Below are 14,014 nucleotides of genomic sequence, written 5' to 3'. Positions count from 1 at the left end.
CTTTTCCACAGCAATTAACAAAAGAAAAAAAGAAGCAAAAAAAGAAAATTTACAACAACAATAGTAAAAATACTGTCTAAACTATTGGGTACACCTTATTTCTTTTGGATATAGTCCTATTATCTCATCATATTTCTTCTGCTTTAAAAGGTTATTTAGCGTTGGGGCTATTTTTTTACAATGCCCACAGCGAGGACTAAAGATAAAAATAAGCCTTTTTGTGTCATCACTTTGCTCATATTCTTCTAAAAATGTATTCTTTATTTTATCTCCTTGTGTATAACTGACTTCATAGTAAGTTTCTTTCATTTCAAAGCCTGTAACAAAGAGCGTAACTAAACCCAAGCCAAAAGCAATAATAGGTTTTGCTATTTCAAATTTATTACTTTTAAATTCAATCGCATTTTTATAAAGCCAATAAGAGGCAAAAATCATAAAAAGATTGCGTAGAAGAGAAAGCCATGCTGGAATTTGATAAAAACTACCCAAACAACCACAATCTTCAATACCTAAGAATAAAAGTCCTATTAAAAATATAATCGAAAGAGAAATAATAAAACCAAACGAAAACAAGGCAACTTCACGAGTATTCCAAAATAATAGCAAAGCAAAAGCCAGCACAATTTCGATAAATGTAATGACAGGGGCGAGTACATAGAGTTTTGGAAAGCCATACTTCACAATTATATCGCCAAAGCCATTAATATCTGCCGCTTTTGCTATGCCCGAAATTAAGTAGATTAGTGCTAAGATGATTGATAAGATGACGCTTGTTAGGTTTATTTTTCTCATTAGAATTTTATTTGAAACTATTTTTTGTTTATAAAATTACTTTCAAAACCTCTACTATTTTCAAAAGATTTTATCAAAGATTTTTCAATATTCGACCGCTTTATTACAGCGTTATTTTCCCAAAATTGAAGGTTATAAGGTATGTTTTTGATTAAATCTAAATCACTGTTTACAAAAGCACTCGTCATGTTTTTAGTATCAATAGCATTATCATACTCGTAGATAATTAATTTTGCTGATTCTACAATTTTCTTGTCAGGTATGCCAGAAAGTGTTATTGTTTTAATAAAAGTGAGGTTATCTAAAACTGAAAAACCGTTTTTATTCTCTTTAAAATTAATTGTATAGGTATCGTATGGATTTTTTATTTTTTTTGGAGTAGGATTTGGATAATGCATTTCACCAGATATTTTGACAATATTATCTGATTTTGTTTTTATGTAGATAACTCCTTCAAAAAAGTAATTTTCTTTCAATTTAGGAGTGCAAATTATTTCTGCAATTTCATCATCTGTTCCATAATTTATAAATTTTACTATTTTTAAATTAAATATGTTTTTCTCATTTCTATAAGAAAAAGGTAAATATATATTTTTACTTGATGAACCAGAATGATAAAAAACAGAGCTTGTAATGTTTTGAAATTTGAAAGAACTATTTTCTTTACTTGCATAGCGAGCGTTGGTTGGTAACCACTTGGTAATACCCAATTGACTCCATAATCCATCGAAGTAAATTTCATTGATATTTGTGCTATTATTCCCTTCTTTTGATGTTTTTTGATAAAAAGCACGACACGGATACCTGTTAATAGTATCACTCATCACTTTATTTATGGCAGCATTTAGTAATGTTAGTGCTGGGTTTTCTGTTTTAGCTTCGGAGAGATTTATAATTGCTAATGGTACATATATTTCGCCTAAATTTTCAGAAATTACCAATTTTAGTGTTTTTTTGTAGCTTACATGACTAAATAATATTTTTACTGGTAATGCACTCACAATAATCTCAAATTCGCCATTTTCGTTTGTAATCGTTCCTTTGTTACTTTGAAAATCTAAAATACTCAAATCTGGTATTGGTTGATGAGTTAAACTATCCAAAACAACACCATTAATTTTTATTTGAGCTTGGACTTGAATAGATACTAAAATAAATATTAGTAATAATAGTTTTTTTTGAGATGCTATTTGCATAATTTTAGTAGTGTTTATGTTTTTTTAGACGAAAAAATAGTAAAGTAACAGGTAAATAATAAGTTGGTCTAATTGATTTGAAATAACTTTGTAAGTCGCTGATTATCAGAAATTTAATAAAATTAAAAAGAGCCAGTTTATTATTTACACGTTACAAAGCAACTTAATTTTAGTGCTGAGGGAGTAAATTAACTCCCCCATTACCAAAAAACATCAACACGGACACTCTACGTAATCTGTTGTTGGAGAACCTGAATATGGGTCTGTGCTTTCCACTGGACAATAGCAAGTCCACTTGTTCTCTAATCTTTCTTCAAGTTCTTCTACTTGAAAATGTTGAAGCAATGCTTCATTTGTTTGTGAATGTTGCATAAAATTTAATTGTTTAAAAATTTAGGGTGTGATTTAATGCTCGCCTTAGCTCACCCTTTTAAGCCAAGTTCGAGGTATTTTTGAGAGATTTTGCACGCAAAACCTAAGAAATAATATATAAAAGGTCAGAATAAACAAAAACTGACGATTAACATTACTTACATCAAAATTTCCACTCAACCACTTACTTAGCACTCCATATATCAACTGAGGGAATAAAACGATGTACGTCCTAAAACTATAAATTGTAAAAACCATAAAGGCAATAAAAAAAACTGTATTTATCAGACCATAAGCAAATAGCCAAACTTCGTTTTTTGTCAAAAACAGTCTAGTACTTGCTCGAAGCCTTTTGTAAACAGTTTTTAGAATAGCCTTTGATTTTTTTATTAAGTTTGGTGTATTTGTAAGGTCTGATAAAATCCAATAGCCGTCAAATCTTACAAAAGGATTAAACTCCCAAACTACCATCGTACCCAATGATATTCCCGTTACAAAAAATATCGGATTGTGTGTAATCAAATACAATATCAATAATATACTTGCGTAAAGTATTTCACTAAAAATGCCTCCCATGTTGGCTATGATGCGTTTTTCTTTATTAGCTGTCCAAATATTTGTGATGTCGGCATACATTACAGGCAACACAAAATAAAATCCAAAGCCAATGCCACCATGTTTCAAATTATATGCTTTACAAGCAGCAATATGCCCCAATTCGTGAATCGGCATAGACAAATAAAATAAACCTACAACAATCGACATTTGCGATGCTGTCAATTCAATTTTTTGAGTAGTATTCAAAAATACAGAAAAAATAAAGGCAACAAACGAAGCCAAAATATACCAAAAAGACTTTGGATGATAGAAAATGGTAAGAGGTTTTGCCAAAAAACCAGCGATTTTTGCATTAATTATTTGCACTTTTAACTTCAAATATCTGTTTTTCATTGATGGACGAGCCACCTCAAAATCGTCAGTCAAAATACCAAACCCACCAATGGTTTTTGAAAGATGTTGTCGAAAACCTTCCAAAGAAAGAGTTATCAAAAACTCGCTTTCAAAGGCTTGGTGTGCTTCATCAAACGTTTGACTATTTTCTAAAATATGGAATAACTTAAAAGTTACTTCGTTTATCAAAAAAATTCTCCCTTCGGGGCTATTGATTACCCATTTTTCATTGTCCCATGAATGAACAGTATAACCTTCTTTTATCAACATTGCGTTAGTTTTTTATAGGTTGCCAAACAATTTACCACTGCACTTGTCGTAAAAACTCTATTATGGTCATCGGTTATGCAATTCACACCAAAAGAACTATTCCGCCACCTACTTACATTTTCGGGGTGTGCAACATCGGTGGCAGGAATTTGTAAAATCCGATTGGTTTGCCAACTGCCATCTTGCATTTGTACGCTCAAAATCCAATCAATACCTTTTTGAATTTCATTAGAAAAAATCTCTTTATCATAAACAATCAAGGCTTTGAGAGCCAAAGAAGTATAAAAAGCATTGGCTTGCTTATCTCTTGGATTTATCCAAAAACCGCTTTCTGTTTGTTGGCTTAATAACCATTCTACTGGTTTTTGACAAATATTTCTGTATTGTTCATGGCTACACAAAGCCAAAATCGAATAGGAAGTTGAATAAACCGAACTTGTCCACCAATAAGATTTCCAATGCTCATTTTTAATGTTTTTTATCAAAAATTCGGCAGTTTTCTCAAATATTGAGTGATTTTCAAAAGAGCTCAATACATAACAAGCAACAGCCGACACGCAAATCTTGGAAGAAAGCCAAGCATCAACCGAAATTTCTTTGGGTAATTCTAAGCGTTTATACAATTCTTCGGCATCACGATAAGTTACCCAGCCACCATCAGGGTCTATAAACTTCTGCCAAAGTTGTTCAATTTCTTGGTTAGGCAAATTCATTTGTTGTAAAAAACCAACAAGGAAGTTAGTTGAATCACCATCTTGAAAAACACTTTGATTGTACGAAAGAAAATCGCTTAGATTTTCTTGAATTTTATTAGCAACTTTCTTCAAAAAAGGCAATTCTTTATCTATTTCGGCTAAATTCATACCCACGAATCCTGTTATCCATGCCTTTCCAGCACCCGCACTTGTCATAAAATCAGACCAAGTAAAGGTATTTTCAAGGTTTGACTCTAAATAATTGATGCCATTTAGTATGCTTTTTTCTAAATCATTATTTTCTACAAAAGCTTGACTTTTTTGTGCTTTTATTCTTGTTTTTTCGTGCAGAAATTTAATTTCTTGCTCATGAAATTCTACATTGCCTATTTGTTTTTGAATATAATTTTCTAATTCAGATAATTGTAAATCTGTGGCAATATGTTTGGCATTATTAAAATGAGTAATTGCTTTTTGTAGATTAGTTTCTGCAATGCCCGAAATGTATAAATACTTGTGTTTGAAGGTAGTATCAATGTCTTTTAGGTCATTTTTAGCTAAATATTCTTGTAAAAGATATTGCGGATAAGTCCATTGGTTTTCGTGAATATCTTTTTTGAAATCATCAATATCATCTAATAATTGAAAAGCAATATGAATTTGATTGACCAATTCGATGAGTTTTAGCTCAAAATTATAGTTTTCAGCTAAAACTTGTATGGCATAAACAGCATTCAAACAAATAGCAGATTTGCCTTTAGCTATTTTTTCAAAAAGTGATTCGTCAATTGAAGATTTTGCATGAGAAAGTTGCTTTTCGGAAAGAACCGTTTTGAAATAAGCATCTTTACATTTTTGAAAAGAAAACCAAAAACTACTTTCAGTAGAAAATAAATAAGCCAAGCCACAAATAGCTTGTTCATAATGCGTAAACCCATCTTTCAGATTGATAAATTTAGACATTTGAACTTCTGATGTATCATTCCTGGAGTCTATAAAATCATCAAAGCTTAGTAGGAATTTAAAATATTTGTAAGAACAGGTAGATAAAGATTGAAGTTTTGAGGCTTCAATTTTTGGATAAAGAGGGGAAATAAGGTCTATCAAATGAACATAAAAATAGTGTTCTCTTGGCAGTATGATAAGATTAGTGTTGTGTTGTGTTGTGTTGTGTTGTGTTGTGTTGTGTATGCATATTCATCTTTAAAAGAGATTATTTTTTTCATAAGTGTAATATCAGCAAAAGTAAATTTTATTCTTTACAATGCTCAATAGTAGTACTTCTAAATTTCAAATCCAAATGTTTAAAAAAAAAGTTATTTAGCGGTGATATAATTTAGTAAAGACAATATTCTGCTCTATAAACCAACAAAACCACCCTTGGGAGGTGGTTTTGCAGTGATTTTATATTAAGAAAGAGCAAAGTCGGAATCCCTTATGAACCACACATCTCGCAACCTTCTGGGTCATCGAGTGAACATTGCATTGCTGCATATTGATACTCTTCTTCGCTTACAAAAGAGGCTGCTGCGGTTGCCTTTGCAGTTTGTTCTTCGGCATATTTAGCATAATCTAATGGTTTTTCTTCTACTATTGAGGTTGCTGGCATTACTTCGGCAATCGCTTGTCTATCAACCGTAAACTTCACAGCGTCAGAAGCGGCTTTTGTACGTAAGTAATACATACCTGTTTTCAAACCTGCTTTCCAAGCATAGAAGTGCATAGAAGTTAGTTTTCCGAAGTTGGCATTCTCCATAAAGATATTCAACGACTGACTTTGGCAAATATATGCACCTCTGTCGGCTGCCATATCTACGATAGTTTTTTGCTTAATTTCCCAAGCTGTACGATACAAATCCTTCAAGTTTTGAGGCACTTCTGGAATCGCTTGCACCGAACCATTAGCAGAAATCAACTTGTTTTTCATGATGTCGTTCCATAAGCCAATTTTTACTAAATCTTTCAACAAGTGCTTATTTACTACCACAAATTCGCCCGAGAGTACACGACGAGTATAAATATTTGAAGTGTAAGGCTCAAAACATTCGTTATTACCCAAAATCTGACTTGTAGAAGCCGTTGGCATTGGAGCAACCAACAATGAATTTCTTACACCATTTTTAATTACTTTCTCACGCAACGATTCCCAGTTCCAACGACCAGATTCTGGCGTTACGTTCCACATATCAAATTGGAAAATACCTTGCGAAATTGGTGAACCTGCCCAAGTTGGATAAGGTCCATCTTTCACTGCCAACTCCATCGAAGCTTCCATGGCAGCGTAATAAATCGTTTCAAAAACATCTTTGTTCAACTGACGAGCCTCGTCAGATTCAAAAGGCATTCTGAGTAAAATAAAAGCATCAGCCAAGCCTTGAATACCCAAACCAATCGGACGGTGACGAAGATTACTTCGCTCGGCCTCTGGTACTGGGTAATAATTTACATCGATTACCTTATTGAGGTTATTGGTAATTACTTTCGTAACTTCATATAATTTCTGATGGTCGAACTTCAAGAAACCAGTTTTTTCATCTTTCACAATGTATTTTGGCAAAGCAATTGATGCCAAATTACAAACGGCAACTTCGTCAGGAGCAGTATATTCGATAATTTCAGTACAAAGATTCGACGATTTTATCGTTCCTAAGTTCTTTTGGTTCGATTTTTTATTTGCTGCATCTTTATACAACATATAAGGCGTGCCAGTCTCAATCTGAGATTCCATGATGGCAAACCAAAGGTCTTGTGCCTTGATAGTTCTGCGTGCTTTGCCTTCTAATTCGTACTTTTCGTACAATTTTTCAAACTCATCACCATAGCAATCCGACAAACCTGGAGCTTCATGTGGGCAGAACAACGACCAACTCTCATTGGCTTCTACACGCTTCATGAATAAATCCGAAATCCAAAGTGCGTAAAATAAATCTCTTGCACGAAGTTCTTCTTTTCCGTGATTTTTCTTTAGATCCAGAAATTCAAAAATATCAGCATGATGTGGTTCGATATAAATCGCAAAAGAACCTTTTCTTTTTCCACCACCTTGGTCAACGTAGCGAGCCGTATCATTGAAAACACGTAGCATTGGTACGATGCCATTGGAAGTTCCGTTTGTGCCTTTGATATAAGAACCTGTTGCACGAATATCATGAATAGCCAGACCAATTCCGCCAGCAGATTGTGAAATCTGAGCCGTTTGAGCTAAAGTTTCATAAATGCCAGTAATACTATCGTCTTTCATTGTTAGCAAGAAACAAGAAGATAGTTGAGGTTTTGGTGTACCTGCATTGAATAATGTGGGAGTGGCATGCGTAAACCAACGCTCTGAAAGTAGCTCGTAAGTTTCAATTATACGGTCAATATCTTCACCATGAATACCAACAGCTACACGCATGAGCATGTGCTGTGGACGCTCGACGATTTTGCCATGAAGTTTCAATAAATATGATTTCTCAAGGGTTTTATAACCAAAATAATCATAACCAAAATCACGGTCATAAATAATAGCAGAATCAAGCAAAGCGGCGTGTTTCTGAATCACTTTCCAGGTGTCTTTGGCAATGAGTGAAGCATTTTGACCAGTTTTCGGATCGGTATATTGGTGCAACATCTTCATTGTACCCGAAAACGACTTGAGTGTGTTTTTGTGTAGGTTTGAAATAGCAATCCGAGCTGCTAAAACAGCATAATCAGGGTGCTTTGTTGTCATTGAAGCAGCGGTTTCGGCAGCTAAGCTATCTAATTCTGATGTACTTACACCATCATAGATACCAGCTACAACTTTCATGGCAACTTCAACGGGTTGGACAAATGCTGGTTCTAAACCATAGCAGAGTCGCTCAATACGAGCTGTGATTTTGTCGAACTTTACCGACTCGCGGCGTCCGTCTCTTTTGATTACGTACATAAGGCAGCCTTTTTGTGTTAAGGATTTTTGAAGTTCACAACAAGTTTTCAGGAGACCAAAAATGGTCTTGATTGGGATTCAATACTGTACTTTACTTTTATATTTGCGTGACTGCCAGTCACTTTTAGGGTTAGATATTTAAGATTTTAAATAGTAGTCTTAATTTCTCGGAATACTATTTTTTATTCTAAGATGAATTGTAAAATTAATAAATAGTCAAGGTATTTAAAAATCAAAATTCTATACGTAATTACCAATACTGAAAAAGTGTAATGTTAAGAAATTATTAAGTCCTAATAATCAATCAGTTACTTAATCTGTGGATTAGAAAAGTGAAATAAAAAAGTTATCCACATAGTGGCAAATTCTTTAAAAACTTTTCTTAACAAGGGGCTGTTTTATAGAAGTGGTTGGGTAATTTTTCACATTGACAAATGTAAATATTTAATTTTCAGAAAAAAAAATAAATTCTGAAAAAGTTATCCACATTGAAAAAACTATAATTAATCATGGCATTCCATGAGTAATAAGTCGCCAGATTCATAAAAAATCTGAACAATTCCGTCTTCAGCTGATTCATTACTATTTCCAGAGCGATACCCAAGCGTAAGGTTCTGATTATCAAGAGAATAGCGTAGATTTTTAGTGTTAATATTGCTTGCGATTCCTATCGGAATAAGTGAAATTTGGAAGCCTTTTGCGAACCATTTTTCGAATATATGCGGGGTTGGTAGGAGGGGGTAAATGACTGAAAAATCATCAATCATAACAATTTGAAGTTTACTTTTGTAACGAACAATATTGGTCATATTCGTAATTGAGTGGTCGGCTCGACGACCTGTTGCCCACACAACATTGACCGCAGGAAAGCCTCTTTCTATCAGAAAATCGAAGGCTTTTTCCAAGTCTGTTTTATCTTGGTCGGGGGTATGAATAATCTCAATTGGGTATTGATTTTGTTTAATTTCAATCAAATTAAGGTCTTTGTCAAAATCCCCAAGAAGTACATCTATCTTAATTCCAAGCGACATTACACGGTGAATTGCACTATCAAGAACTACCACAAACGGACTCCATTCGAGCAGTTGCCCGAGTAGTTCAAAACTGCAACTTTCGCCATTAGCAATGATAAGAGCAGGCTCTTGTTTTTCTCTAACAATATGGTGTGAAGACATCTTTATTTATAGACGATTGTCAATAGATGATGGTCGATAATTGACAAATGATACTTAGGGTCACTAAATAGGTTTTGCTTGGATTTTTGTTTTCAACAAATTCAAAAAATTGCAGCTGAAGAAATCATTGACACTTCCAATGTCTCCAAGTCAAGAAGCTTCAAGTATTTTTTTATCGTATTTTCAGAACGACCTAAGCGGCCAACTAATTGCCCCAATGTATAACTTGTGGCATTGTGCTTTATAAAATTAATATCAGAAGAGGAGAGGGTATTTTCAGTTCTGCTTTTTAACGATTTTTTTTTAGACATTTTTGTTTGAAATATTACGTATAACAACAAAGATAGTAAGAAACCTTTGGTAAAAAAAAGTAATAAAACTCAAAATTGTTTCCTTTTTGAGAATATTTATAGTAAAATTTCTATATTTGTCTTTAAAACATATCGCTTTCCTACTCCATAAAGATGTCAGGTAATACTTTTCGCAAAAAACAACCACTCAAGAATACACCTCGTAGCTCTTCGGGAGCTAAAAGTGGTATAAATCAAAAAGCCATTGAGTTTAATGTAAGCAAAGATAGCTACATGCTTGCTTTAGGTGTTTTTTTGCTGATTTTGTCCGTAATATTGTTTCTCTCATTTGTATCGTACCTATTTACAGGTGATGCCGATCAAGATATTGTTCAGCGAACTTTTTGGACTTCTATTGAGCAACCCGATCGAAAAGCTCGAAATGCGATGGGTTTGATGGGTGCAAAACTTTCTCATTTTTTTATCTTTCAATGGTTTGGTTTAGCGGCTTTTGGCTGGTTACCTGTTGTATTTTGGGCAGGTTATCGCTTAGTTTGGAAAAAAGATTTACTCCCTCAAAATTTCAATAGTTTCACGCTTGCCAGTGTTTTTTATATTTTTTGGGCAAGTATTTTCTTGGGCTATTTTGCTTCGTTATTTGATTTAACTGCAGGAATTGTCTGCGGAGGAATTGGTTATACTGTCAATCAATTTTTTCATCAAGCTATCGGTTGGGGCGGAATTTTAATCATTTTATTGATGTTGGCTGCATGGTTGATTTTCTTTCATGGTTATACAAAAATTGATGATTGGTTTTTTGCCACATATTTCAAACGAGACCCACTTGATGATGTCGCAACGGAGCGTATTCGTCGAGCCGTTAGCCTAGACGATGAGGATGAAGAAGAAGAAATGGAAGGAAATGCCTTTAGAAATACTACTACTGTTAATAAAGAAACTGATAAAATTGATTTCTTGAAAGATGATATCAGTGTGCCAAGACCGTTTGGAGAAAATGTAATATCGCCCAATGGCTTAAAATTGGAGATAGAAAATTTGGAAAAAGAAAAGAATACTTTGCCAAATGAGCCATTTAAAGGTGGACCGACTTTTATTGTTGAAGATACGACCAAAAATGAATTAGAGGATGTTTTAGAAAACGATTTGGATGATGACGGTGTCAATGAAAAAGTATTGAAAGACTTTGGTTTGTTCGACCCAACGCTCGATTTGGGCAATTATCAATATCCTCCGCTCTCGCTTTTGAGTGAATATAACAATGCAGGAAGTAAAGTTACTGAAGAAGAATTGGAGGCAAATAAAAACAAAATCGTTGAAACGATGCGTAATTTTCAGATTGGAATTGCAAGCATCAAAGCCACGATTGGACCAACTGTAACACTTTATGAAATAGTACCAGAAGCAGGCATTCGTATTTCAAAAATCAAAAATTTAGAAGATGATATTGCCCTAAACTTGGCTGCTTTGGGTATTCGTATCATTGCTCCGATGCCAGGAAAAGGTACGATTGGTATTGAAGTACCGAACAAAAACCGTGAAATGGTAACGATGAAATCGGTAATTTCGAGTGAAAAGTTTCAGAAAAACAACTTTGAATTACCAATTATTCTTGGAAAAACGATTTCAAATGAAATTTTTGTTGCTGATTTGGCAAAAATGCCTCACTTGCTCATGGCAGGAGCTACGGGTCAAGGAAAATCAGTTGGTTTGAACGTTATTCTCACATCGTTGCTCTACAAAAAACATCCTGCTCAAATAAAATTTGTATTAGTTGACCCTAAGAAAGTTGAACTTACCCTTTATAACAAAATCGAAAGGCATTTCTTGGCAATGCTACCCAATGCTGAGGAGGCAATTATAACCGATACTAAAAAAGTTGTTTATACCCTCAACTCACTTTGTATAGAAATGGATAATCGCTATAACTTGCTGAAAGATGCGGGTGTGCGAAATATCAAAGAATATAACGTTAAATTTATTCAAAGAAGGTTAAATCCTGAAAAAGGACATCGTTATTTGCCATATATTGTACTTGTTATTGATGAGTTGGCAGATTTGATGATGACCGCAGGTAAAGAAGTAGAGCAACCAATTGCCCGTTTGGCTCAGTTGGCTCGTGCTATTGGTATTCATTTAATTGTGGCTACTCAACGTCCATCAGTCAATGTAATTACGGGTTTGATTAAGGCAAACTTCCCTGCTCGATTGTCGTTTAAAGTTACGTCAAAAATTGACTCACGAACTATTTTAGACACGGGTGGCTCAGAGCAATTGGTGGGTAATGGAGATATGCTTCTTTCCATGGGGTCGGACATGGTGCGTTTGCAATGTCCATTCGTAGATACGCCAGAAGTTGAAGACATTTGTGAGTTTATCGGTAGCCAACGAGCTTACGAATCGGCTTATTTATTGCCAGAATTCTATGGAGAAGAAGAAGGAGAAACTGCTGAATTTGATGCCTCCGAGCTTGATGTGATGTTTGAAGATGCAGCACGATTGATGGTTTCGCACCAACAAGGCAGCACTTCGTTGATTCAACGAAAAATGAAGTTAGGCTATAATCGAGCGGGAAGAATTATCGACCAATTGGAAGGTGCAGGAATCGTTGGGCCATTTGAAGGCAGTAAAGCCCGCGAGGTTTTGATAAAAGATATGGAACATTTAGAAGAGATGCTAAGAAAATTGAGGTAAAAACAACCTTTTGAATTAATTTTGCGTCTTAATTGTTTTAATAACAGATAATATAGTAGGTTGTTATTAATCTTTTCCATAGAAATCTCGTTTAAACTATACAATACGAAATTAACCTTATATAAAAATGAAAAAAACACTTATTGTAATTGCTAATTTACTGATAGTCAGTAGCTTAGCTATTGCTCAAAAAGACAAAAAAGCTACGGCAATTTTAGACGAAATGAGCAAAAAATACCAAACCATGAAATCGTTTAGTGCGGCATTTACTTATGGTGTAGAAGGGACAAACGCAAAATTGACCGAAAGTTATAAAGGAGATGTAACCGTGAAAGGTGCAAAATTTCGCTTAAAAATGGCTGGACAAGAGGTTTTTGCTAACGGAAAAGACCTTTATACTTATGTAAAAGAAACCAATGAATGTAATGTAACTGAGTTTAATCCTGCTGAAATGGAAGAACTTTCTCCAACTAAAATTTATACAATTTATAAAAAAGGCTATAAATATGTTTTCTTGGAAGAAGTAAAAGAAGGAAGCCAGTTTTATGAAGTAGTAGAGCTTTCACCAGAAGATAAATCAAGCAAAGTAGCCAAAGTTCAGATAAAAATTGATAAGAAAGATAAGTCAGTAAAATCTTGGAAAGTTTGGGATAAAAATGGTAAACGTACCGTTTTTCGTGTAGATAAGTTTTCACCAAATGCTCCTGCCGACGATAAAATGTTTACTTTTGATAAGAAAAAATATCCAGGCGTAGAAGTTGTAGATTTGAGATAAAAGTTTGATAGTTAACTACTTATAGTAAAAAAAGGTTCTCGAAAATAATTTTCGAGAACCTTTTTTGTACTTAATTTATTGCGGAATATCGTCTATTGACTTCTCAAACTCTCTCAAATATTGTTGCAATTCCCATTCCGCCACCAATACAAAGCGTTACGAGTCCGGTTGATTTATTAGAGTTTTCCATTTCGTCAATCAATGAGCTTGAAAGAATCGCCCCAGTTGCTCCAAGCGGATGTCCTAAAGCAATTGCTCCACCATTGACATTGATTTTTGAATGGTCAACGCCAAATTTTTCCATAAATAGCATTGGAATTGCCGAAAAAGCTTCATTTACTTCAAATAAATCAATATCACTGATTGACATTCCTGCTCTTTTCAATACCTTTTCGGTGGCAGGAACTGGTCCCGTGAGCATAATTGTTGGTTCAGAGCCAACAATAGCAAATGCTTTTATTTTTGCACGAGGTTTCAAACCCAATTTAATTCCCATCTCTTTACTTCCAATCAATAAAACTCCCGAACCGTCGGTCAATTGAGAAGAATTTCCTGCATGATGCACGTGGTTAATATTTACCAAATCGTTGTATTTCATCAAAGCCAAAGCATCAAGTCCCATGCCGCCCATCATTTCAAAGGCAGGTTTTAGTTTGCTCAAAGATTCAATAGTTGTATCTGGACGAATACCCTCATCACGGTCAAGCACCGTAATACCGATTTCGTCTTGTACCGAAACCATTGATTGATAATGTTTGGTTTTTTGAGCTGCTACCGCACGGCGAACCGATTCTACCGCAAAAGTATCAACATCATTGCGAGAATAGCCATATTTGGTAGCAATCAGGTCGGCAGAAATGCCTTGTGGAACAATTTTAT

At 34.3% G+C, this 14,014-nt stretch carries 11 protein-coding genes; 2 read left to right on the top strand and 9 right to left on the bottom strand.

What is annotated here, in order from left to right; translation table 11 throughout:
• Positions 1 to 81 precede the first annotated feature (81 nt).
• The 8 genes from ACH2CJ_RS05175 to ACH2CJ_RS05140 form a co-directional block, all read right to left on the bottom strand.
• Positions 82 to 792, bottom strand: coding sequence for a MauE/DoxX family redox-associated membrane protein (locus ACH2CJ_RS05175; protein WP_394991178.1), 711 nt, complete (start codon positions 790 to 792; stop codon positions 82 to 84).
• A 17-nt stretch (positions 793 to 809) separates the two neighbouring features.
• Entirely contained in the window at positions 810 to 1,988 is a 1,179-nt protein-coding gene (locus tag ACH2CJ_RS05170) for a carboxypeptidase-like regulatory domain-containing protein (protein ID WP_394991177.1), read from the bottom strand.
• Between the two features lie 213 nt (positions 1,989 to 2,201).
• On the bottom strand, positions 2,202 to 2,360 hold the full coding sequence (locus ACH2CJ_RS05165) for a hypothetical protein (protein ID WP_394991176.1): 159 nt from the start codon (positions 2,358 to 2,360) through the stop codon (positions 2,202 to 2,204).
• Positions 2,361 to 2,405: 45 nt separating this feature from the next.
• The gene (locus ACH2CJ_RS05160) at positions 2,406 to 3,581 is read right to left on the bottom strand and encodes a hypothetical protein (protein ID WP_394991175.1); all 1,176 of its coding nucleotides are present in this window, start codon (positions 3,579 to 3,581) and stop codon (positions 2,406 to 2,408) included.
• A complete protein-coding gene (locus ACH2CJ_RS05155) occupies positions 3,575 to 5,239 on the bottom strand; it encodes a hypothetical protein (RefSeq protein ID WP_394991174.1) in 1,665 nt (554 codons plus the stop codon). Before ACH2CJ_RS05155 ends, ACH2CJ_RS05160 begins: the two co-directional genes overlap by 7 nt.
• A gap of 472 nt (positions 5,240 to 5,711) precedes the next feature.
• Complete coding sequence (locus ACH2CJ_RS05150; protein WP_394991173.1) at positions 5,712 to 8,183, bottom strand: ribonucleoside-diphosphate reductase subunit alpha; 2,472 nt, start codon at positions 8,181 to 8,183, stop codon at positions 5,712 to 5,714.
• Positions 8,184 to 8,686: 503 nt separating this feature from the next.
• A complete protein-coding gene (locus tag ACH2CJ_RS05145) occupies positions 8,687 to 9,358 on the bottom strand; it encodes a thiamine diphosphokinase (protein WP_394991172.1) in 672 nt (223 codons plus the stop codon).
• Positions 9,359 to 9,459: 101 nt separating this feature from the next.
• On the bottom strand, positions 9,460 to 9,669 hold the full coding sequence (locus tag ACH2CJ_RS05140; RefSeq protein WP_394991171.1) for a hypothetical protein: 210 nt from the start codon (positions 9,667 to 9,669) through the stop codon (positions 9,460 to 9,462).
• Between the two features lie 153 nt (positions 9,670 to 9,822).
• Here ACH2CJ_RS05140 and ACH2CJ_RS05135 point away from each other — a divergent pair, with 153 nt between their 5' ends.
• Positions 9,823 to 12,360, top strand: a complete 2,538-nt coding sequence (locus ACH2CJ_RS05135; RefSeq protein WP_394991170.1) for a DNA translocase FtsK 4TM domain-containing protein — start codon at positions 9,823 to 9,825, stop codon at positions 12,358 to 12,360.
• A gap of 127 nt (positions 12,361 to 12,487) precedes the next feature.
• Complete coding sequence (locus ACH2CJ_RS05130; protein WP_394991169.1) at positions 12,488 to 13,135, top strand: outer membrane lipoprotein carrier protein LolA; 648 nt, start codon at positions 12,488 to 12,490, stop codon at positions 13,133 to 13,135.
• 103 nt (positions 13,136 to 13,238) lie between these two features.
• On the opposite strand, the gene ACH2CJ_RS05125 is transcribed toward ACH2CJ_RS05130, so the two are convergent.
• A partial coding sequence (locus tag ACH2CJ_RS05125; RefSeq protein WP_394991168.1) for an acetyl-CoA C-acyltransferase occupies positions 13,239 to 14,014 on the bottom strand: 776 nt, incomplete at its 5' end.

Origin of the sequence: Emticicia sp., assembly GCF_043780375.1 — a bacterium.
Lineage (GTDB): Bacteria > Bacteroidota > Bacteroidia > Cytophagales > Spirosomataceae > Emticicia.
This window is presented reverse-complemented; position numbering and strand designations above follow the sequence as displayed.

Excerpts from the sequence above, each read along its gene's own strand:
- ACH2CJ_RS05130 (WP_394991169.1), top strand. The coding sequence starts at position 12,488 with ATGAAAAAAACACTTATTGTAATTGCTAATTTACTGATAGTCAGTAGC.
- ACH2CJ_RS05150 (WP_394991173.1), bottom strand. The coding sequence starts at position 8,183 with ATGTACGTAATCAAAAGAGACGGACGCCGCGAGTCGGTAAAGTTCGAC.
- ACH2CJ_RS05140 (WP_394991171.1), bottom strand. The coding sequence starts at position 9,669 with ATGTCTAAAAAAAAATCGTTAAAAAGCAGAACTGAAAATACCCTCTCC.
- ACH2CJ_RS05170 (WP_394991177.1), bottom strand. The coding sequence starts at position 1,988 with ATGCAAATAGCATCTCAAAAAAAACTATTATTACTAATATTTATTTTA.
- ACH2CJ_RS05165 (WP_394991176.1), bottom strand. The coding sequence starts at position 2,360 with ATGCAACATTCACAAACAAATGAAGCATTGCTTCAACATTTTCAAGTA.
- ACH2CJ_RS05135 (WP_394991170.1), top strand. The coding sequence starts at position 9,823 with ATGTCAGGTAATACTTTTCGCAAAAAACAACCACTCAAGAATACACCT.
- ACH2CJ_RS05155 (WP_394991174.1), bottom strand. The coding sequence starts at position 5,239 with ATGTCTAAATTTATCAATCTGAAAGATGGGTTTACGCATTATGAACAA.
- ACH2CJ_RS05175 (WP_394991178.1), bottom strand. The coding sequence starts at position 792 with ATGAGAAAAATAAACCTAACAAGCGTCATCTTATCAATCATCTTAGCA.
- ACH2CJ_RS05160 (WP_394991175.1), bottom strand. The coding sequence starts at position 3,581 with ATGTTGATAAAAGAAGGTTATACTGTTCATTCATGGGACAATGAAAAA.
- ACH2CJ_RS05145 (WP_394991172.1), bottom strand. The coding sequence starts at position 9,358 with ATGTCTTCACACCATATTGTTAGAGAAAAACAAGAGCCTGCTCTTATC.